Raw genomic sequence first — 22,579 nt, forward strand, 5'->3', positions numbered from 1 at the left:
CATTGTTTTTTACCATGTGATAACGTAGTGAGATTAATTAAATTAATATTCAAAAAATAGTATTATTTTAATTAATGGGATAGTCACAGTAAGGTAATGATTTAATATGATTATTACCATCTATAAATGATAATCTGATCATGCATTTTTTCTGTTTCAAAAAGAGATATACTGGAGTTACTTTCTGAATTTTATGATTTTGATGAAGTTTGATATTGTCATAGAGTATTAGGGGAAGATATTTAATCGTAAAGGCTGAAGTGATGAATAAAAAACAATATGATTTTGATCTGGAATGTTTTAACCGTCCGAAAGGTAAAGCCCATCAATATATTGCAGAAAAAACCAAAGAGCTTGGATTTGATATGGCTTCAGATCATGCTTCTGGTGCGTTAATCAAGCTTTTGGTTTCTTCTAAGCCTAAAGGTAATATTTTAGAAATAGGAACAGGTACTGGAACGGCTACAGCATGGATGATTGAAGGGTTGTGCCCTGAATCAACACTTACAACGATTGAGCAAGATGAAAAGTTGTTAAATGTGGCTAAAGAGGCTTTAGGGCATGATGAGAGAGTTAATTTCGTTCTGGCTGACGGTTTAGAATATTTAAAAAAACAGCCGAAACAAGCAATTGATCTGATTTTTGCCGATACAGTGCCTGGTAAATATCATTATCTTGAAGAAACGTTGAGTTTATTGAAACCTGGGGGAATTTATATTGTTGATGATATGCATCCGCAAGAAGATTGGCCAGAGGATCATTATTCTTTCGCGATGTCAGCTTTGACGGCGTTAAAAAATATTAAAGGCTTCAATAAGGCCGGATTAAGTTATTCATCAGGTCTTATCTTAATGACTCCAGAATGTCTTGCTAATTAATAACCTCAATATTTCTATTCTTTTCATTTTTAGTTTATTTGAATCTATTGGTGAAAATGAAATAAGAAATAAGATTAAAAGCCACTGCAATTTTATTTGCAGTGGCTTTACATGAATAAATTTCAACTAAGAAAAATTACAGAGCAGCGATAGTTTCTTTCTGCGCCAGTAATTTCTCTTTCGCTGCATTGTTAGTCGCCAGACGCTCGCGCTCTTTGGCAACAACGGCTTCCGGTGCACGGCTGACAAAACCTTCGTTAGCCAGCTTGACTTCAATGTTGCTGATCTCTTTATCCAGCTTCTCGATTTCTTTATCCAGACGAACCAATTCTGCATCTTTATCGATCAGACCTGCCATTGGGATCAGCACTTCTGCCCCATTGATCAGTTTAGTGACAGAAACAGGCGCTTCTTCCCCGGCTGCCAATACGGTAACGGAAGCAAGACGGCCCATCGCCTGAATGAAGTTGAGGTTTTCAGCAACGCGGCGTTGTGCATCTTTATTGGCATCGCGCAGCAGAACTTCCAGCGGCTTGCTTGGTGCAATATTCATTTCTGCACGAATATTACGTACCGCAATGATCGCTTCCTTGATCCACTCCAGATCGTTCAGTGCCAGTTCATCAACTTTCGTCTGATCAAATTCAGGGAAAGATTGCAGCATGATGGTATCGGCATCAATGCCTTTGACTACTTTCACACGTTGCCAGATGGTTTCTGTAATGAATGGAATGATTGGATGTGCCAGACGCAGCAAACCTTCCAACACTTCAATCAGTGTATGGCGAGCCGCGCGGACTTCCGCTTCTGTTCCTTTGTTAATAGCGGGTTTTGACAGTTCTAGATACCAGTCACAGAATTGGTTCCACGTGAATTCGTAAAGAATGTTCGCAGCGATGTCGAAACGGTAAGTATCCAGCGCTTCGCGGTAGGCTTTAACTGTCTGGTTGAATTCTGCCAGAATCCAGCGATCTGCCAGTGACAGCGACATTTCACCACCGTTCTGGCCGCAATCCTGCCCTTCAGTGTTCATCAGCACGAAACGGCTGGCGTTCCATAGTTTGTTACAGAAATTGCGATAACCTTGCAGACGCTTCATGTCCCAGTTGATATCACGACCGGTAGAAGCCAGCGCTGCCAGTGTGAAACGCAGGGCATCAGTACCGTGGGCTTCAATGCCTTCCGGGAACTGTTTTTCAGTACGCTTGCGGATTTTCTCAGCCAGTTGTGGCTGCATCATATTGCCGGTACGTTTTTTCAGCAGTGATTCCAGTGAGATACCGTCGATCATGTCCAGCGGATCGATAACGTTCCCTTTGGATTTAGACATCTTCTGACCTTCGTCATCGCGGATCAGACCTGTCATGTAGACTGTCTTGAATGGCATTTGCAGCTTGCCGTTTTCATCTTTGATGAAGTGCATGGTCATCATGATCATGCGGGCAATCCAGAAGAAGATGATGTCGAAGCCACTGACCAGCACATTGGTTGGATGGAAGGTTTTCAGCGCCTCAGTTTGCTCAGGCCAGCCGAGTGTGGAGAATGTCCACAGACCAGAGGAGAACCAGGTATCCAATACGTCTTCGTCTTGGGTCAGGGTGATATCTGCGCCCAGATTGTTTTCACGGCGAACTTCTTCTTCATCGCGACCAACATAGACGTTGCCCTGTGCGTCATACCATGCCGGAATGCGATGGCCCCACCACAATTGACGAGAGATACACCAATCCTGAATATCACGCATCCAGGAGTAATACATGTTTTCGTACTGTTTTGGTACGAACTGGATATCACCGTTCTCAACTGCTTCAATCGCCACTTTTGCCAGTGGTGCGGTGCGGACGTACCATTGATCAGTCAGCATCGGCTCGATAACCACACCGCCACGGTCGCCGTAAGGCACAGTCAGGTCATGAGGTTTGATTTCAAGCAGCAGACCCTGTTTTTCGAACTCTGCCACAATCGCTTTACGGGCAGCAAAACGCACCATACCGCGATATTCAGCTGGGATATCCGACGAATACACATCAGAAGCTTCGCCATTGGTGTCGAATACTTCTGCGGCTTCGCGGATATCGCCGTCAAAGGTCAGAATGTTGATCATCGGCAGGTTGTGGCGTTTACCGACTTCATAGTCATTGAAATCGTGAGCTGGGGTGATTTTCACGCAGCCGGTGCCTTTTTCCATATCTGCGTGTTCATCGCCAACGATAGGAATACGGCGGTTCACCAATGGTAGACGGATTTCTTTGCCGATCAGATCCTTGTAACGCGGATCTTCCGGGTTAACCGCAACGCCGGTATCCCCCAGCATGGTTTCTGGGCGGGTTGTGGCAACAATCAGGTATTCTTTGCCTTCTGCGGTCTTAGCGCCGTCAGCCAGCGGATAGCGCAGATGCCACATGGAACCTTTTACTTCACGGTTTTCGACTTCCAGATCCGAAATCGCTGTGCGCAGTTTCGGATCCCAGTTAACCAGACGCTTGCCACGGTAAATCAGATCTTCTTGATACAGGCGGACGAAAGCTTCTTTAACCGCTTTGGACAGCCCCTCATCCATGGTGAAGCGCTCACGCTCCCAATCCACGGAGTTACCCAGACGGCGCATCTGGTTGGAGATATTGCCACCTGATTCTGCTTTCCATTGCCAAATTTTGTCGATAAAGGCTTCACGGCCATAATCGTGACGGGTTTTACCTTCTTCCGCCGCGATTTTACGCTCAACAACCATTTGGGTTGCGATGCCTGCGTGGTCAGTTCCCGCTTGCCACAGAGTATTTTTCCCCTGCATGCGTTGGTAACGCACCATAGTATCTATAATCGTCTGCTGGAATGCGTGCCCCATGTGCAGGCTGCCGGTGACGTTTGGTGGCGGAATGACGATGCAGAAACTTTCACGGCTGGTATCGCCATTAGGCTTGAAGTAACCACTCTGTTCCCAGTGGCTATAAAGAGGTTGCTCTATCTCTGTCGGATTGTACGTTTTATCGAGAGATGGCTCAGATTGCGTTTGATTAGCGGGTGTCTTTTCCATTGTGTCTTGATATTTAATAGGTTGGCGGGGTTGCCATGGTCAAATTAAAGCCGACGCTACGATAAGATTTATATCGTTTGCGCGCTAACTGTTTCAGATTTTCATCAATAGGAACGAAGTCTATCACTTCATGGAAAGCTGTGGCAAAGTCTGCAAAATGAGGAAGCAGTGTCACCAGCACATCGCGGGGAGCATTGCCTCTTTTTTGTGGCCAGCACAATTCTACAGGTGCGCCATAACGAGGGCCTTCTCCGGCAAGATTGTGTGGTACAAATTGACTCGGCTCCCGTTGCCATAATGCTTCGTCCAATTTTTCGGCCTGTTGCTGACTTTCACAAGCAATCAGAACCCGCTTCCCTGCACGCCATTGGTCAGCAGCAAGCTGACATGCCAGCCATTCATGTGGCTGTAAATTATCTGACGATGATTGTTCCGGTAACTGGTTTTCCAATAACTGCTTTTCCAATAAATAGAAGGTGGCGTTTTTCATAGTTTCTTGGTTGCAAGATTACGGGAAATAGTGACGGAAAAGGGTATTGCAATACCTTTCATTACAATACCCTTAATTCCATTTATTCCCTCAATACCTTTGTGCCATATTTTTATCGCGCTTATCGAATAAAATATGAGGTTGGGGCATTAATCATCAGAATTCAAACCTGAACGATTTAGCAGGAATTGTGACAGGAGCGTAACCGGACGACCTGTTGCTCCTTTCGCTTTACCTGAACGCCATGCTGTACCGGCAATATCCAGATGTGCCCAATTATATTTGGTGGTGAAGCGGGACAGGAAAGCTCCTGCGGTAATTACGCCACCAGAACGTCCGCACGAGTTTACCATATCCGCAAAATTGGATTCTAACTGTTCGGTGTATTCATCACCCAACGGCAGACGCCATGCGCGATCTCCTGCTTGCTCTGAAGCATTCAGCAGTTCATGCGCCAGCGGATTATGGTTGGACATCAGGCCTGTGTAGTGACCGCCCAGTGCGATGACACAAGCGCCTGTCAGGGTTGCCACATCAATGACTAATTCCGGTTCAAAACGCTCAACGTAAGTCAGCGCATCACACAGAACCAAACGGCCTTCCGCATCGGTGTTTGTCACTTCAACGGTCTGACCGGACATGGTGGTCAAAATATCTCCGGGACGATAAGCTCGTCCACCGGGCATGTTTTCACAGCCTGCCAGAACACCGATGATATTGATTGGCAATTCCAACTCAGCAACAACGCGCATGACGCCATAAACGGAAGCTGCGCCGCACATGTCATATTTCATCTCATCCATGCCTTCGGATGGCTTGATGGAGATACCGCCGGAATCAAAAGTCAGCCCTTTGCCCACCAGTACGATAGGTTTCGCATTGGCATCTTTGCTGCCTTTATATTCCATGATTGCCATCAAAGATTCATTCTGTGAACCCTGACCAACCGCCAGATAAGAGTTCATGCCCAACTCTTTCATCTGCTCTTCACCAATCACTTTGGTTGTCAGATTAGCTGCATTGTCAGCAAGCTGGCGCGCCTGTGATGCTAAGTACGCGGCATTACAGATATTGGGTGGCATATTGGCCAGATCTTTCGTTGCCTTGATGCCTGATGCAATGGCAAGACCGTGCTTAATGGCACGTTCACCGCTGGTCAGTTCACGGCGGGTCGGTACATTGAACACCATTTTGCGCAGTGGACGGCGCAGTTCATTTTTGTTGCTCTTGAGTTGATCGAAAACATACAGTGACTCTTTGGCTGTTTCGACCGCCTGACGTACTTTCCAATAATTGTTGCGTCCCTTCACATGCAGTTCTGTCAAGAAACAAACTGCTTCCATTGAACCGGTTTCATTGAGGGTACTGATCGTTTTCTGGATAATTTGCTTATACTGGCGTTCGTCCAGTTCACGCTCTTTTCCACAACCAACCAGTAAAATACGTTCAGACAATACATTAGGAACATGATGCAGCAACAAGGTTTGACCTACCTTGCCTTCAAGTTCACCACGGCGCAATAAGGCACTGATATAGCCGTTACTTATTTTGTCAAGTTGCTCTGCGATAGGGGAAAGGCGGCGGGGTTCGAACACGCCGACAATAATACAGGCACTACGCTGTTTTTCCGGACTACCGCTCTTTACACTAAACTCCATGAGTTCTCCTGAATCTTAAAGACAAAGACGGATACAATCGCTAAAATATCGCGTTGCGCATTAATTCATCCCAAAGAAAAGTAACTGTTATGTTAAGCTAAGCATATTATTTTTTGGTACTTAGCTAACGATAAGTATGTTCTAATTGGGAACCAATATATGGGATGCTTTGGTATCATTTTAGCTATGGGGAAGCCAAATTGATTCATACAAATGGTAGATATACGACGAAGTTAGCGACTTTCCTGCAAAAAGACAAGTTTTCACAGGCGTAATAAGCGTGATCATCATTAGATATCTAGTACGGGAAACCCTGAAAAGCCAAATCGCAATACTTTTCATCTTATTGCTGATCTTCTTCAGCCAGAAATTAGTTGAGGTATTGAGTGCGGCGGTAGAAGGAAATATTCCTGCAAATTTGGTTCTATCGTTGTTAGGTTTAGGTGTGCCAGATATGGCGCAGCTTATTTTGCCCCTGAGTTTATTTCTCGGGGTATTAATGACGTTCAGCAAACTCTATACCGAAAGTGAAATCACCGTTATGCATGCCTGTGGGTTGGGCAAAAGTGCATTGGTGAAATCAGCTCTTATTCTGGCTCTACTCACATCAGCGCTGGCGGCTGCCAACGTTATCTGGCTCACTCCGTGGTCTTCCAAATATAAAGAACAAGTAGTGGCGGATGTAAAAGCCAATCCAAGCCTGGCGGCAATTATGGAAGGGCAATTCAAGTCTTCTCGTGATGGCAACATGGTGCTTTATATCGGCAACGTGAAGGGCAATACGTTCGAAAATGTTTTTCTGGCTCAGCTCCGCCCGACGAATGACCAGCGTCCTTCCATAGTGCTTGCGGATGGTGGACATATGGAAGAGCGCCCGAACGGTAACCAAGTGGCGGTACTCCACAAGGGGACGCGTTATGAAGGTACGGCGCAGTTGCGTGATTTCCGCATTACTGAGTTCAAGAATTATCAGGCAGTAATTGGGCATCAGAGCGCAGACATCGATGGCAACAAAGTTGAACAAAAATCGATTGAGCAGCTTTGGCATGGCACTGACAATGATTCCCGTTCAGAATTTCACTGGCGCCTGACGTTGATTGTCTCGGTGCTGATCATGGCGCTGATGGTTGTTCCGTTGAGTGCCGTGAATCCGCGTCAGGGACGGGTACTCAGTATGCTGCCAGCCATGTTGCTTTACCTGATTTTCTTCCTGCTGCAAAGTTCCCTGCGTTCCAACGGGGGGAAAGGCAAACTTGATCCTATGTTCTGGATGTGGCTGGTTAACGGCGCGTATTTTGCCTTGGCTGTGGTGCTTAATCTGTGGGATACCGTACCCATGCGCAAACTGCGTTCACGCTTTAAGAGTCAAGGAGCGTCATGATGTTTGGCGTATTGGATAGGTATATTGGTCGGACAATCCTGCAAACCATCCTGATGACTTTGTTCATGCTGGTATCCCTTTCCGGCATTATCAAATTTGTCGATCAACTGCGCAAGGTCGGGCAGGGGGAATATACGGCATTTTCTGCCGGCATTTACACACTGTTGAGTATTCCCAAAGATATTCAGATCTTCTTTCCCATGGCCGCCTTGCTCGGCGCGCTATTGGGTTTGGGAGCACTGGCAACGCGCAGTGAGCTGGTGGTAATGCAGGCTTCTGGCTTTACCCGCCTGCAAGTGGCGGGTTCTGTCATGAAAACGGCGATTCCGCTGGTCTTGCTGACGATGGTCATCGGTGAATGGGTTGCTCCACAAGGAGAGCAGCTTGCCCGTAATTATCGTTCCCAAAAAATGTTCGGCGGCTCGCTGATGTCCACGACCAAAGGTTTGTGGGCGAAAGATGGGCAGGACTTTGTCTATATAAAGAGTGTGGGCAAGGATAATTCTCTGAATGGCATCAGCATCTATCATGTTGATGAAAATAAAAAATTGTTGTCCGTTAGGTATGCTGCTTCGGCGGTGTATGACAAAGATAAGCACCAATGGAAATTATCTCAGGTTGAAGAGTCTGATTTAATGCAGGATGGGAGAATTACGGGATCACAGCGTTTATCGGCAGAATGGGAAAGCCGGCTGACACCTGAAAAGCTGGGAGTGGTTTCCCTTGATCCTGAGGCGCTTTCTATTCGTGATTTGCATCAATACATCACATATCTGAAGCAGGGACAGCAAGATGCAGGACGTTACCAGCTCAATATGTGGAAAAAGGTTTTTGCACCTTTATCGGTTGCGGTGATGATGCTGATGGCACTTTCTTTTATTTTCGGGCCACTGCGCAGCGTACCAATGGGATTCAGGGTGGTTGTGGGTATCAGCATGGGCTTTGTTTTCTATGTCTTAAATGAGATATTCGGCCCACTCAGTCTGGTTTATAGCATGCCGCCGATATTGGGAGCGCTGCTGCCAAGTTTGTTATTCTTTGGGGTGAGTGTTTACTTACTGTTAAACAAGAAGACATAACAGGCTGATATTTAACTACACTTATTTTTCTATCATAACCAATCAGAGTATTCGCTGTGTAATACTCTGATTGGTATCTGGCATTACTTTAATAATAACGAAACTAAATTTGATTATGATTGCGTGCCAATGCAGCAACTAACTCATTAACCCCACTTGTCACACGGCTAAATTTACTTTGCTCCTTACGCGTCATCACCACAAATACACCAATATTTCGTTCAGGTATCATCGCCATATAGGAATTAAATCCGCCACCGCCACCAGTTTTCTGGTAAATGCCGGGAACATCGCCTTTGACCTCCATATATACCCAGCCAAGCCCGATACCATCCGCCAGACCTGCAACATCCATTCCTTTGATTGACGTCAGATCGGCACGTTTAAAGTAGATACCTTGTTCACGGCTGGCAGTCTGTTTTCTCAATTGATTATGGGAAGATAAAAATTGCTGCATCCAGCGCTGCATATCTGCGGGGGTAGAATAAATCCCGCCACTACCTGCTGCGGCAATGGTAGTATGACTAGCCAAATGATACAGCCTGATTGGCTGACCAGCGCCATAGTCTGGCACATGAACACCATAATGCGAGTACTTCTGTAACGGATCGGTAATCTTAAGGCGTTTATTCTGTGCCAATTTAATCATGACCTCACTGGTCATTAATTTGGTAATAGAAGCAATACGAATCAAAGAGTCCCGCCGTGGCCGAACGCCGCTCCCTGGATAAGTTTCCCCAAAACTGCGATGCACAACCTGATTATTGTCGATCACCACCATTGCCATTCCCAAAGGATTGCCTTCATCAAAGATGGATTGCGAATACTGATCGACCAGCGCGGTAGCCATTTTCTTGATCTTGTCGTTATCCTCGAAAACTTTCCACTTTGCCGGTTGCGCATTGAATTGCTGAAATTTGCTCTGGTGTGAATTATTAGAATCCGCACAAGCTGACATCACCCATACTAGGGCGGAAACTGTACACAGTTTATATAGCCGTTTTTTCATTTTTGGATTAACCAATCAGGGAGCATTCAAGTGGGGAAAGTAAAGCCGTTATTTGTTTTTCTTAAATATCGCGATAATGGCACCAATAACGATACCTACTAAGATACCCGTGAAAATCCAACTGATAATAGTCATGATAATTTACCTCATAGCAGTGTATTGTTTGGAATTATATAAGGAGTTTCTGGGTTGTCTATTGGTAGGACAGGATTGTGGGAGCGGAATTTTGAGATGTGGTGGTAAAAAAAGATTGTGTTTTGAGCTGTGTTGGTCAAAAAAAGTCATGAATGATTATTTTTTCAGCACTTGAGCAAAATTGAAAGGATAAGTATTGCGAACGTTCTTCTTACAGGTATAATCATTCCCGTTCTCCGAACCCTTCAGTGCCGAAGTGGCGAAATCGGTAGACGCAGTTGATTCAAAATCAACCGCCTTCGGGTGTGCCGGTTCGAGTCCGGCCTTCGGCACCATTCGTTAGTTTACTAACGTCTACCCAAGTCTACAAACTCCCAAAAAAACCCAATAAATCAAGATACTTAGTTATTTTGCCGTCTACTGTGGTCTGTTGCAATCAACATGCAGCAAGGGGCATAATTTGGGGCACCTACACTTCGATTTTAAATGTGCCCCAAAAATGAAACTAAACGCCCGACAAATCGAGACTGCAAAACCGAAAGAGAAATCCTATAAATTAGCGGATGGCGCTGGCCTATATCTCGAAATCACGCCACGCGGTTCTAAATACTGGCGCATGAAGTATCATCGCCCAGCCGATAAAAAAGAAGATCGGCTGGCCTTTGGTGTCTATCCTGTCGTTTCATTAGCTGATGCTCGTGCTAAACGGGACGAAGCTAAAAAATTACTTGCTCAAGGTATTGATCCCAAAGCAGAGAAAAAAGATGCACAAGCCGAATCAAAGGGGGCATATACTTTTGAACGGATCGCCCGTGAATGGCACGCCAGCAATAAACGGTGGAGTGAAGACCATTGAGACCGGATTATGCGAAGTTTTGAACAATACATTTTCCCTTATATTGGTACTCTCGATATTCGCGCTTTACGAACCAGTCAACTGTTGGCACCAATCCAAGCCGTTGATACTGATGGTAAACATGATATAGCCCAGAGATTACAACAGCGTGTAGCTGCCATTATGCGTTACGCAGTTCAAAATGACATTCTTGAATATAGCCCTGCCAATGATATGGCGGGCACTCTCACCATAGTAAAACCCAAACATCACCCTGCATTGCCTCATGAACGCCTGCCTGAATTTTTGGCTCGTCTTTCCTGTTATCGCGGGCGCTTGCTGACCAAAATTGCAGTAGAACTGACTTTATTAACATTTGTTCGTTCCAGTGAAATGAGATTCGCCCGTTGGGAAGAAATCGATCTTGAAAGGGCTGTCTGGCATATACCAGCAACACGAAAACCCATTGATGGCGTTAAGCATTCTCAACGTGGTATGAAAATGAAAACTGAGCACATTGTACCGTTGAGCCGTCAGGCGATTTCGCTTATCGAAACCTTGCACAGCCTGAGCGGAGAGAGTGAGGTAATGTTTCCCGGCGATCACGATCCAAAGAAAGTGATGAGTGAAAACACCGCCAATAATGCGTTACGTACAATGGGCTATGACACCAAAACAGAAGTTTGCGGGCATGGATTCCGCACAATGGCACGTGGTGCAATGGGAGACTCTGGCCTGTGGAGTGATGACGCTATCGAGCGCCAGCTAAGCCATATTGAAAGAAATAATGTCCGGGCGGCGTATATTCACACATCCAAACATTTGGATGAACGGCGGCTGATGATGCAATGGTGGGCGGATTATCTGGATGCTAACAAGGAGAAATTTGTAACTCCTTATGATTTTGCCAAACCGCTTCGTGGCAGGAAAAAATAGTAGCGCAACCAACAAAATTTTATATATAGGATAACCAGTTACGTAATACATAAAATCATGACATAAAAAACAACGCCCCGAAGTGCAGCAAACACTATCGAGGCGTCTAACCAATAACCGTTATACGAGGTAACGATGATGGCTGATATACAGCATACCCAAACTCATCCTAAATTTACATATTCAGATAAAACAGACGGACAAAAACCGCTCGACCTAATCCAATCCGTGAAAAAATCCGCTATGTATCATTGGGAAAATCTGCTACCCGCCTGTGGTATTGATATTCCCGCAAAAGGCAAACATGGGACCTGTCCTATTTGCGGCGGTACTGACCGTTTTCACTTTATTGATGATCACCACAATGGCAATTGGCATTGCCGCCAGTGTGACGCCCCAAACTATGGCGATGGGCTGGATTTAGTAGCGAAAACCAGCCGGATCTCAATTCTTGAAGCTGCAAAGATTATTGCTGATGTACTATCGCTACCTTTGCCTGAACTCAAGCTAGCCAAAGAAAGCATTCAAACAACACAGCTGATTGCCGAAAAAGTAGCGGCACTAATGGCGCTAACTGTCACAGGACAATCTCCCTATCTGACTTCAAAAGGACTGAATTGCTCTAATCAGCGATTGCTGGAAGATGCTTCGTTGTTATTGCCGCTGAGAACATTAGATAAAAAAGTAACAGGGGCGCAGATCATCAAACCGGATGGAACGAAGAAATTACTGTCTGGTAGCCAAAAGAAAAGTGCTTTTATTGCATTATCAGAGATGGAAGAATATCCAGGAATAGTGATCATTACCGAAGGTTACGCCACGGCACTGACCGTTAGCTGGTTACATCAAGGCACCGTTCTGGCTGCAATAGATGCAGGCAATCTGCTTTCTGTCGCAAAAGCCGTTCGGGAGTGTTGGCTGGATACAAAAATTATTATTGCCGCAGATAATGATTGGCATCTTCCCGATGATCTGGATAAGAACGGCAAACCGATAAAGAACATTGGCAAGATTACAGCAGAGAAAACAGCCAAATCGCTCAACGGATGGGTAACGTTACCACCAACTGAGTACAAAGCCGACTGGGACGATTATCGCCAGCAACAAGGAGTGGAAATAGCACGGCAAGCCTTTGCTCAGGGGCTTTATCAACCAACATCAATAAAGAAAAAAGCAGCCGTTAAGCTTAATAATAATACCGAATCTTCAAAACTGACATTATGCCAGATGGGAGCCAGCCAGCGCGGAGAAGTGTTACTGGCGCGGTATAACAGTGATTTGGCACTGGATGGTGCTTCGGAAAGCGTTCATCACTATGATGGCGTTGTCTGGCGTCCGGTCAGTGATCGCGATTTAAGGCGGGAAATGGTCGCCGCTTTTATGGAAGAGAAGCTACCGCACTCACCGCATGGTATTAGTTCTGCGGTGGATGCTCTGAAATTGCAGCTTCCCATGATGCAGCCGCCAGAACACCACTTAATCGGATTCAGTAACGGCGTGTTTAATCTGAAAACCTGCCAGTTCCGACCACATAGTAAAAATGACTGGTTGCTGCTTGCCAATGACGTTGAATTCAATTCCCCTGTTTCGGGGGAAACCCTGCAAAATCACGCGCCACAGTTCTGGCGCTGGCTCAATCAAGCAACTGACAACTGTGAAAATAAAGCAGACAGAGTGCTGGCAGCGCTGTTTATGGTGTTGGCGAACCGTTATGACTGGCAGCTTTTTCTGGAAGTCACCGGTGCCGGAGGCAGTGGTAAAAGCATCTTTGCTGAAATCTGTTCAATGTTGGCAGGCCCAAGCAATACTGTTTCTGCAAGTATGGCGGCACTGGAAAACCCACGGGAACGGGCGCTGATTGTCGGCTATTCGTTGATTATCCTGCCAGATCAAACTCGCTATGTGGGCGATGGTTCCGGCATCAAGGCAATTACTGGAGGCGATGAAGTCGCTATCGATCCGAAGCACAAACAACCCTATTCAATTCGTATTCCAGCGGTGGTACTGGCAGTGAACAATAACGCCATGAGTTTTAGTGATCGAAGTGGCGGTGTGTCGCGGCGTCGGGTAATTTTCAACTTTTCCGAAGTTGTGCCGGAAAATGAACGTGATCCACAAGCTGCAAGGCACTTATTGGCAGAGCAACAGAAATCAGCAGAAGCGCTGGATATTAAGCGTGGCACAGATTCACTGGTCGATTTTTGCGGATACCTGATTGCGTCCGATGAAGCTAACGGTTTGTTAATCGGCAATGCAGAAATTATGCCGTTCAATCCTAGTAAGTATCTCTATCTTGCTTATCTTGCTTATATGAAAGGTAATAACCTAAACAAACCTGTTTCCGTGACTCGTTTCGGAATGGATATGTCAGGCGCACTGGCAGAGTACAGCCAGCAATATTTACGCAAGAAAAGCAAACAAGGTATTCGTAGCAACCTGAGCCTAGATATTGATACTGCTATCGAATGGATGCCGAAACTGACAAGGGATAGCCTGCCAGAAAAATAATTTTTCAAAGAAATATAAAAAAGTGTTCACTACTATTCACCCTATAATTTAAACCAGATATATCAAAATATTACAGGGTGAACAGTTATTCTAAAACTATTCACAACTATTCATCACTGTTCACCTTATTTTCCGGTTCAAGGTGAACGGTTGGGTGAAGAGTGGTGATGAGTTTAATTTCAAGTCATCACCACTTAATAGTATGAATTTAAATAAAAATATTTAAAGGTGAATAGTGTGAACAGTTTTATTACTAATTCTTTAATAAGGGGGTAGACAAAAATTTTTTCTCTGGCAGGTATTTTTTTCGGATCTCTGAGTTAGCGGGTTAATGTATTAGCCCGGTAACTCGGAGAAGACAAGCGTAGCGCGTCAGTGTGGTTTTAATTTTTTGTATTTTCTTTTATGGCGAGCATGGTGATTTTTAATAAAAATATATCGATGAAATTATTATAATAAACCTAATTTCACTCATTGATGGAATACTGATCATAGTTATTGCTTTTATTTCTACTGAATATATGGATAACCAAAGAGTTATCCATATATCTTTTATTAAGCATGTAGAATGACTTGCTGCTGTACCTGTATAGGCTGTAATGTCTGATATTTTTGTCGTATATTATTATATAAATCTGGCATTTCCCCAGCAGATAAAGTAACAATTAAAACATAAGGTAAGTCGTCAAGTTCAGAAACATCGATTGGCATCCCACAGTCGCGACCATGATAAATAATATCAAAGCATGGTGTAGTAAGTTCATCTTGTTTGAATGTGTGCTCACTTCTTAATGTTGTTTCCCACTTATGACCGTCATTTCTTTGTTCATTTTCGTCTGCATAAATATTTTTTAAGTTAAAAAGCGGGAATGTTAAGCCTTTTGTCGTATCAGATATCCCCTTCCTCATAGTAATTTCTAAACCACTTCGAGTGTAATTTAATGGGTGTTCTGCGTCCACTGGGCTAGAAAAGCAAAATGTTGCTCGAAGATTGACACAACCTGTAGTTGGTTCATCTGGATAAGGAATGAATGCTCGCATATGTTGAGAAGGTTTGAGCACACCTTGATAAATGACTTTTACTTCATTATCGTCACAATAAATAATATCTGAAATATTATGCGGAAATCTACCCCAGCCAACTTCTGAACGTTCATGAGTGCTGTTTTCAGCATGATGAATTAAAAGAGCTTTAGCAGTTAGAGGTGTAATATTATATTGTAAAGATGAACTTAAAGCGATTGCTTGTCTTAATGCTAGTGGAGCAGCAAAGCTAGTGCCTGCGGTACTTGCCAATCCATTATTCATGGGGCTGAATACCTTGAAAGGTTCTTCTGAATTTCCGCCAAAAGCAACACCATCTGGTTTCACGAATCCAGGACTTCTACCGGGGCCAATACAGCTATAATGGCACCTTTCCCAGTTTTCTGAAAGAGATGTTGCTGCACCTACAGATAAACCATTGACCAAATCGGCAGGTGGTTGAATCCTATTAAGACCTGCTGGCAAATGGCCATCATTTCCAACAGCAACTGTGCATAAAGTATTCCCTGCTGAGAGGGCTTCCTCAAGTGTTGAAGTCCAGACATGAACATCATCATCATCAACAGGTAGCCTCGGCCCCAAGCTTAAATTAATATAATCGTAGTGTTGTGTGCCAAGCACACTCTTTATTCTGATTAGCACATCAAAAAGGTCAATGTCGGCATTATTTATGTTCGAATCTAAGACTCTGTAATGATCAATATTACAGTAAGGAACATTTAGTTTTACAGCACCTGAATCCATAACGCCAAAGAGAAGCGTAGAGGTCACATCTTGTCCATGTGAGAGAAGTTGGGCACTTGTTTTTCCATCTTTGTTAAAGGTGTACTCAGTTACCCACTGACTAAAATCATCAGTACTTATTCCTCCGTCAAATATTGCTACCTTTAAATTTGGATTGATTGCTCCTTCTGATGGTAATTTAAAACTAGAAGGGGAATTCACAGAACGTCTAATTACTGGCTCACTAACTCTTAACTCTGGAAGATCTCTAAGCGTCCTTAAAAAAGAAAATTTTGCTATTTCATAAGCCGTTTTTTTATTGGCTTTAATAGGCATAAAGGTCAATCCTTTGACTTTTATGCATCTTTCTTTATCAACGGAGGCACCTTGTTGTAAAGCAAATATAATAAAAGAGTCAACTATAGCTGAATTTTCATCTGGGGTATGTAAGGCTACTTCAATACTTCTTTCATCATCACCTTTTAAAGACTTAATTTTATCGGAGGGGTTAAACATTGAAACACTTTCAAGTGTGATGAAATCATCTTTTTGGCTTTTATTTAAAGTATCATCGTTTAATGCACGCAAAAACGATTGAAAATTTTCAGTTTTCCCTGAAACATAGATACAAGCCGTTGTATACTCATCTTTTCTACCTTTTTTCTTTATGTCTTTACGAGGCTTAATTCTGACAGATTTACTACCTACACTTGTAAGAGAGAATTTGTTAAATAATCCTACCGGAAAATAACTTTTAGCTAGAAAAGCTGGATGAAGCACGAATTTTGCTACTGCTTTACCATCTGGTAGTGCGGAGGCTGGTACGTTTTCAATTTCACTGATTAGTGATGCTAAGTCACTCATTATTACTAGCTTATTTTCATTATAGCTATAGGGTTTATTTTTCCCTCCACCACCTTTTTTTATTTTTACATTACCCGTCAGTGTTTCTCCGTAACCCAAAAGCATATTCTTATCATTCATTACCTTCATCCTCTATTTTAATGATTTTTCTAATTTGCGATCTTGGTATTCCTAAGTCTGACGATATTTTTCTTTGGGAAACACCCTCATCAAGCATCGTTTTTATGACATTTTCCAATGCTGTATTGTTCAGTAATTCATCAATTAGAGCTGAGCTTAAAGGTATCTGCTCTATAATAGAATTCCGCTTCGCTTGATTGATGGATTTTTCAATCACAGCATAAGATATTTCACCTAATCTTGATGAAATATAGTGCGCTAAACTTTCTGCAATTTCTTTCGATATAAGATAACGTTGAATTAAATCATTAGTAGGATATTCAAAGTTTATAACTCTATCAAATCTTCTCCATGCAGCAGTATCCAAAAGTTCAGAATGATTAGTTGCTGCTATGAGAATAGATGTGTTGGGCCATTCATCGATAGATTGTAAAAGAACGGTAACAAGTCTTTTAAGTTCACCGACATCTGTAGCGTCATCTCTTTTTTTGGCAATGGCATCGAACTCGTCAAGTAGTAATATACATGGAAAAGATGAGGCGTAGTTAAGTACGGATCTTATGTTATTTCCTGTCTTACCAAGATAGCTGCTCATCACACTAGCAAGATCAAGAGTCAATAAGGGCATATTTAGTTTGCTGGCTAACCATTTTGCAGCCAAAGTTTTACCTACTCCAGGAGGCCCGCCCATTAAAAGGGAGCGGGACGGATGTAGGCCCTCTTTGTGCAAGAGCTCTTTCATTTCCCATTCGATTACAAAACGATTTAGAGCTAACGATGTGCTTGTTGGCCAAACAGGTTCAACATCTAGAATTACAGGATATGTTTCAACTAACAATTTTTGCCTTGTATCTGCATCTACGGGGGTTGCTCTAGGGGTAATCGGTTGAGCTCTTTCTACAGCATATGCTCCACTAGTTTGCATAAGTAGGCTTTCTAATTTTGTTGCTAATTCTGGTGACTCTTTTTTGAGCTTTTTTGTCACCATGCGTAGTCGCATGACAAGACTGTCTCGCTTGCCAGACAGAGCATCACTGACGACGTCAATGAATATATCATTAGTTAAGTTAATCACTCTACCACCTCATGATAAAATTAAACCAATTTTTTGGTAATGATACACCAATAACGATGTAATTAGTTAAAAAAAACATAAATCCATGCATTATTAGCCCAGATTTAAATATTTTTGTACCACCTTTGAGTTTGCTAGTATTTTTAATTTTAGTTTGAACAGCTAGCATCTAAATATTGTATGCTTCATCACCCTTACCGATCTTTGCCTACTAAATGCGGTGTTTTTTGCGAATCAGTTAAGAAAGTACTAATAGTTCCCAATATTAGGGGGATGACTCTTTATTTATCGCATGGTTTGGTGTGAAGAATAGATATAGTTTTTATTGTTCAAACTACCCGTTTCTTGTTGCCATAACTGAAAAAAACGTCTAGTCTGAATTGGTTTACTCGCCATCATAGATGGCCATATAGCTGTAATGGCAACAAAAACTCCCGTAGCCTGAAAGGGAGAGCAAGAATTGTGGTACATCTGCACACCTTTGGAAGCAGATATTGTCAGACACTTAAACCACCGTCTGGCGATGAAGGTTTCTTAAACGAAAAATACACCCAAAAGGTGTTTTTATATAGCCAATCAAGTGTAGTGAACATTAGATCATGCACTTATCTTTCATATAAATACAAAGCATATTTTCCTTTATTTTCAATAAATAACAGGATTCATTTTGTACATCCGATTTATATTTCTCACCTATCTCTGTTTGAATTATTCATCAGATAAATTTTTTACACCGAAACATTTTACTAATTACTACCATTTGGCACTTAACCTTGCGGCGTTTTGCTGTGCCCGCGAGCATTCCAACGTTCGCACAGCTTTTACTGACTGTTTACGGAACTCAAGGCGTCACTTTTCGCAGGTTTACCGCTGAAAGTGACGCCGCAGCCAAAGAACATCACAATCCTGACAGGCTCACGCCTGCTTAACCACACAGTGAATTTGACACTGCATTTTATAGATTGAAAAAGTATCAAAAGGAGAACTTGACGATATCAAGGCTGGCTTTTTGCCGGTGGGGATGACCTGTTTATACAGGCGGCAGTACCGCGTACTCAACCGATACCCCGCAATACCTCAACTTGCGTTCACTCTGGCGCACAGATATCCGTCAAGGGCAAAGCAGATATTTTCTGTTTTGTCCGAACTGTCGCGCGCCAGAGATCGCATGTTTTAGGTATAAGTAAGGAAATTGATGAGCTGGTTGATTAAAGAATTGACCATATTCGAAACGCTGGGCGTTATGTCGAACGTGTTTATAACCGTTAAACTTAGTCGTTCGGTTATTGAGTCCAATAATACAATCAGTTAAAGTATTCCCGCCATTGGCTCAATCCAATGGTCAAGGTTTAGCAGCCTTGTGTTCACTGACACTGGTAGGATGTTTCTGCCAGTGCGCCTGCGTTCACCCTTTCAATGGTGATTCAGGTAGGGGAGGCTTCGGCCTCGCTGGTGTGAACCCAGTCTGCTAACCCTGCCTTGAATCACCACCATCAATATTAATTAATGGAAGGGGTAACAGGAATGAATAACAACAATGTTCAAAATGACTGGCATCAGGCCGATATCATCGCAGCATTACGTAAACGTGGTACAACCTTAGCGGCTATTTCTCGTGAAGCAGGACTCAGCTCATCAACATTAGCAAACGCACTCAGTAGGCAATGGCCTAAAGGTGAGTGGATAATCGCTAACTATCTCGGTATTCACCCCTCAGAAATCTGGCCTAGCCGTTATTTTGATAAGCAGGGTCGATTGATTGAATGTAAGGTTCGAGACAAACCACAGGAATAACCAGCTTCAACTTGTGATCTACTTTGTGAAAATGATAAATTTTTATACAAAGCCCTGAGAGTGAGATGACAAACTAATTTAAACCTCATGGCTTTTTAACTTTACTCTTATACCAATATATCAAGCAGTTCATAAAGTATGTTAAAATCAAATACATGAACAAGTAAAGGGAGTAAAATAAATATGGGGCACAAAATGGGGCATTTTGAAAATTTATCTTTAATAATTTATTTAATTTCAATTAATTATATTCTTTTGCGAGTCCGGCCTTCACCATTTACATTTCTATAGTCGTATCCTAACGTCTGCTACCAGAAAAAAATCCCTTAAAGATCAATAAAAGTAGACCACTCTAGGTCTAGTTACGTCCATTGCAATCTGACATGACTGGCGCTCTCGCCACAGTAAAATCTAAACATCACTCTGCATTATCCCATGAACGTTTACCCATCTTTCTTGTTAGCGTGGACGCTTAATTACCTGAGTCGCTGTAAGACTGGCGTTATTAACGTTTACTCGTTCCAGTGAGATGAGATTTGCCCGTTGGAAAGAAATAGATCTTGAAAGAGCTATTTGGTACATACCTGCAACAAGAAAACCTATTGAAGGGTAAGATCCAAAACACTGCATGGATAAATACCCGATTGTCTTAGGCTTCCCGCCCCGTGCGCCTTTACGCCCCGGTAAATGTGGCTCCAATAAGTGCCAAACATGATCTGAAATATCATGACGATATTATCTAACAAGGGGACTTGTATTCGAAATTTATATAGTTAATTATTAAATAATAAGATTAAAAGATAGTTTAGTAACATATAATAATTTATTGGTATTATAATCCTATTGTCTTATAGGAGGCTTGAATGTTGTCTCATTTCCTGAAACAGATCCGTAGTTATCCGGACAAGATCGCTATCCTCACACTTGAAAAAGAACTTAATTACCGCACACTCAAACAGCAAGCGGCTACCGTTGCGGACTCGTTACGGTCACTTGGAATAAAACATGAAGAGCCTATTGCGATCCTTCTGTCGCCGGGCATTGAACAAATCACGAGTCAGCTTGCCATTCTTATGGCTGGCGGAAGCTGAGTGCCTCTCGACCCGAATGTACCTCCTGCACGCCTAATGATGCACTCCACGACGAATTGGCCAACACAAGTGATGTCATTTTTCATCTGGGCAGGCGCGGGAACTCGGTATCCCGTTGTCCGTCTACCGGCCGGGCTTCATTATGGGTGACAGCGTTAGCGGAGTCGGCAATCCGAATGACTTCGTCGCCTGCCTGATGAAGGGGTGCATTACTATCGGTGCCTATCCAGAACTGCCGCGTCAGTGGAAGGAGTTCGTCTCAGTTGACTATGTCAGTGCGGCGCTTTTGGCTATCGCAACTGACATACGGAACCTGGGTCAAGCTTACCACCTCGTCCCGGAGAGAGAGCAGTCCATTGACATTGATGAGTTCTTCCGTCTTTTAGAGGAATGTCATGGATATCCATTGGAGTCACTCCCTTACAACGAATGGCTCTCCAGGCTGACCGCCGATCCTCATTTAGACGAAAATGCATTGTTGCCCTTGCTACCAATGCTTGCTGAGCGCGTCTACCAGCAGAGAAGCCGATGGGAGGTCAATGAAAACATGCCGATCTATGATATCCAGAATACGAATTCAGCATTGGCTAATGCAGCAAATCCAGTGCATTTCACTCCAATGGGGAAAGAACTACTCTCAAAGTACCTCGCCTATTACCTTCCCAAAAGCGGTCAATAGCACTCTCGGCTACCTGACAATAGTCAGGTAGTTTTTTCATAACGGCTGTTCGATCTCTGATCTGGCATGCGCTTCTACCCCGTGGCATCGGATAGCATTGTGGTTTGTTGCCACGTGTAGGATTACTTTGGGGAACATCGCGAGGAAGTCGATTTATCTATGACGATGCGTTTTTCCTGAAGAGGCAGGAACAAGACTCTCCCCACATAATGCCGCAAATCCTGATTATGAGATGTGGTTCACAACTAAATTAAATTCACGATTTTTACGTGCCTTACATGTGAAAAATTTAGTGCTTCATTAATTCAGTGGACTTATGCTCCCATGCTGATAACAGAGGTGAATCTATAACTACTGGAGGTTGTTATGAAATTTTCGGATTTAGGAAATAGAATTTGTATTATGGGGCCTTCAAATAGCGGTAAATCTACGCTTGCTAATGCCATCTCCATAAAATGTAATTTAAAAGTAGTTCACCTGGATCAGCTTTTTCATCTACCAAAATACAAACTGGCAGGAACGTCCTGTAGATGAATTCATCTCATTGCATGATATGGTAATAAAAGAGGAAAGCTGGGTTATAGATGGAAACTATAGAAAATGTCTACCACAGCGCTGATCCAGAGCGACAGGTGTTATTTTATTAGATATCTCAACGCCAGCAAGCCTGCTGCGTTATGCAAACAGAACTCTTTTCCAACATAACCGTTATGGTGGTCTGGAAGGCAATAAAGACAGCATCAAATGGAAAATGATTCATCATATTACTGTCGTCACACCAAAAAAGCAGAAAACGTTATACTGCATTGTTTGAGCAATTAACGATACCTAAGGTTAAATTGACTTCTATTAAAGAAATTAAGGAACAGTTTGATGAATGAGGGCTTATTCAGTAGCTATTTCTGTAAATTGTCTTTCGCTATATTTAAATAATAATTTTTTCACAATATATATCTAAATACATTTTTATGGACTTTTATTGAATATGAATAAAAATATAATTTTATAATCGCGCTAATTCAACACAAATTCCAGTTTCTATACAGATTAAAACCTCATCTCGTTTTAAGAGAGTGCTAACAATAGGGAAAAGTATATTAAGTTAATCAGATAAATTATCTGCATAATTGCTATAATCGATATACGATAATCGAATTTTCCACTGTTCTGATGAAATCGACGATAACACTTTCTGAGCCTGAACGAATTACATTGCAACAACTGGCTTTGAATCATCCCCACCGGG

Annotated in this window: 14 protein-coding genes, 1 tRNA gene and 3 pseudogenes; 11 read left to right on the forward strand and 7 right to left on the reverse strand. The window is 43.0% G+C overall.

Features of this window, described 5'->3' with window-relative positions; genetic code table 11:
* The first annotated feature begins 263 nt into the window (after window positions 1–263).
* Window positions 264–878, forward strand: coding sequence for an O-methyltransferase (locus BM135_RS00910; protein WP_092516972.1), 615 nt, complete (start codon window positions 264–266; stop codon window positions 876–878).
* Between the two features lie 136 nt (window positions 879–1,014).
* On the opposite strand, the gene BM135_RS00915 is transcribed toward BM135_RS00910, so the two are convergent.
* The 3 genes from BM135_RS00915 to pepA all read right to left on the reverse strand — a co-directional run bounded on the left by BM135_RS00915 (window position 1,015) and on the right by pepA (window position 6,060).
* A complete protein-coding gene (locus BM135_RS00915) occupies window positions 1,015–3,912 on the reverse strand; it encodes a valine--tRNA ligase (RefSeq protein ID WP_092516973.1) in 2,898 nt (965 codons plus the stop codon).
* Between the two features lie 13 nt (window positions 3,913–3,925).
* Window positions 3,926–4,402, reverse strand: coding sequence for a DNA polymerase III subunit chi (locus BM135_RS00920; protein ID WP_092516974.1), 477 nt, complete (start codon window positions 4,400–4,402; stop codon window positions 3,926–3,928).
* 149 nt (window positions 4,403–4,551) lie between these two features.
* Window positions 4,552–6,060 carry a leucyl aminopeptidase gene (pepA, locus tag BM135_RS00925; RefSeq protein ID WP_092516975.1) on the reverse strand — a complete coding sequence of 503 codons (1,509 nt, stop codon included), beginning with the start codon at window positions 6,058–6,060 and terminating at the stop codon, window positions 4,552–4,554.
* A 280-nt stretch (window positions 6,061–6,340) separates the two neighbouring features.
* Here pepA and lptF point away from each other — a divergent pair, with 280 nt between their 5' ends.
* The gene (gene lptF / locus BM135_RS00930; protein ID WP_092516981.1) at window positions 6,341–7,441 is read left to right on the forward strand and encodes an LPS export ABC transporter permease LptF; all 1,101 of its coding nucleotides are present in this window, start codon (window positions 6,341–6,343) and stop codon (window positions 7,439–7,441) included.
* Window positions 7,441–8,520 (forward strand): LPS export ABC transporter permease LptG, encoded by a 1,080-nt coding sequence (lptG, locus tag BM135_RS00935; RefSeq protein WP_092516987.1) that lies wholly within the window; start codon window positions 7,441–7,443, stop codon window positions 8,518–8,520. Before lptF ends, lptG begins: the two co-directional genes overlap by 1 nt.
* 103 nt (window positions 8,521–8,623) lie before the next feature.
* Here lptG and BM135_RS00940 read toward each other — a convergent pair whose 3' ends face one another.
* Window positions 8,624–9,529, reverse strand: a complete 906-nt coding sequence (locus tag BM135_RS00940) for a serine hydrolase (protein ID WP_092516988.1) — start codon at window positions 9,527–9,529, stop codon at window positions 8,624–8,626.
* Window positions 9,530–9,914: 385 nt separating this feature from the next.
* Between BM135_RS00940 and BM135_RS00945 the strand changes: the two genes are divergently transcribed.
* The 3 genes and pseudogenes from BM135_RS00945 (at window position 9,915) to BM135_RS00955 (ending at window position 13,943) form a co-directional block, all read left to right on the forward strand.
* A tRNA-Leu gene (locus tag BM135_RS00945) sits at window positions 9,915–9,999 on the forward strand.
* A 164-nt stretch (window positions 10,000–10,163) separates the two neighbouring features.
* Window positions 10,164–11,435: pseudogene (locus BM135_RS00950) on the forward strand (tyrosine-type recombinase/integrase).
* Between the two features lie 138 nt (window positions 11,436–11,573).
* Complete coding sequence (locus BM135_RS00955; protein WP_092516989.1) at window positions 11,574–13,943, forward strand: DUF5906 domain-containing protein; 2,370 nt, start codon at window positions 11,574–11,576, stop codon at window positions 13,941–13,943.
* 555 nt (window positions 13,944–14,498) lie between these two features.
* On the opposite strand, the gene BM135_RS00960 is transcribed toward BM135_RS00955, so the two are convergent.
* Both BM135_RS00960 and BM135_RS00965 read right to left on the reverse strand, forming a co-directional pair.
* Window positions 14,499–16,694 carry a S8 family peptidase gene (locus tag BM135_RS00960; protein WP_092516990.1) on the reverse strand — a complete coding sequence of 732 codons (2,196 nt, stop codon included), beginning with the start codon at window positions 16,692–16,694 and terminating at the stop codon, window positions 14,499–14,501.
* On the reverse strand, window positions 16,687–17,769 hold the full coding sequence (locus tag BM135_RS00965) for an AAA family ATPase (protein WP_092516991.1): 1,083 nt from the start codon (window positions 17,767–17,769) through the stop codon (window positions 16,687–16,689). The genes BM135_RS00960 and BM135_RS00965 overlap by 8 nt, the downstream gene beginning before the upstream one ends.
* Before the next feature lie 788 nt (window positions 17,770–18,557).
* Between BM135_RS00965 and BM135_RS16830 the strand changes: the two genes are divergently transcribed.
* The 3 genes and pseudogenes from BM135_RS16830 to BM135_RS17255 all read left to right on the forward strand — a co-directional run.
* The gene (locus tag BM135_RS16830; protein ID WP_175485866.1) at window positions 18,558–18,698 is read left to right on the forward strand and encodes a hypothetical protein; all 141 of its coding nucleotides are present in this window, start codon (window positions 18,558–18,560) and stop codon (window positions 18,696–18,698) included.
* 595 nt (window positions 18,699–19,293) lie between these two features.
* On the forward strand, window positions 19,294–19,563 hold the full coding sequence (locus BM135_RS00970; protein ID WP_139204063.1) for a helix-turn-helix domain-containing protein: 270 nt from the start codon (window positions 19,294–19,296) through the stop codon (window positions 19,561–19,563).
* 377 nt (window positions 19,564–19,940) lie between these two features.
* Window positions 19,941–20,173, forward strand: a pseudogene (locus BM135_RS17255) (tyrosine-type recombinase/integrase); the annotation flags it as partial.
* On the opposite strand, the pseudogene BM135_RS17850 reads toward BM135_RS17255, so the two are convergent.
* Window positions 20,174–20,286, reverse strand: a pseudogene (locus tag BM135_RS17850) (IS5/IS1182 family transposase); the annotation flags it as partial.
* 140 nt (window positions 20,287–20,426) lie between these two features.
* Here BM135_RS17850 and BM135_RS00975 point away from each other — a divergent pair.
* Together BM135_RS00975 and BM135_RS00980 are read left to right on the forward strand one after the other, a co-directional pair.
* Window positions 20,427–20,654, forward strand: a complete 228-nt coding sequence (locus tag BM135_RS00975) for an AMP-binding protein (protein ID WP_092516993.1) — start codon at window positions 20,427–20,429, stop codon at window positions 20,652–20,654.
* 142 nt (window positions 20,655–20,796) lie between these two features.
* Window positions 20,797–21,333 carry a hypothetical protein gene (locus tag BM135_RS00980; protein ID WP_245737249.1) on the forward strand — a complete coding sequence of 179 codons (537 nt, stop codon included), beginning with the start codon at window positions 20,797–20,799 and terminating at the stop codon, window positions 21,331–21,333.
* Window positions 21,334–22,579 lie beyond the last annotated feature (1,246 nt).

Source organism: Xenorhabdus japonica (genome assembly GCF_900115195.1).
Taxonomy (GTDB): Bacteria; Pseudomonadota; Gammaproteobacteria; order Enterobacterales; family Enterobacteriaceae; genus Xenorhabdus; species Xenorhabdus japonica.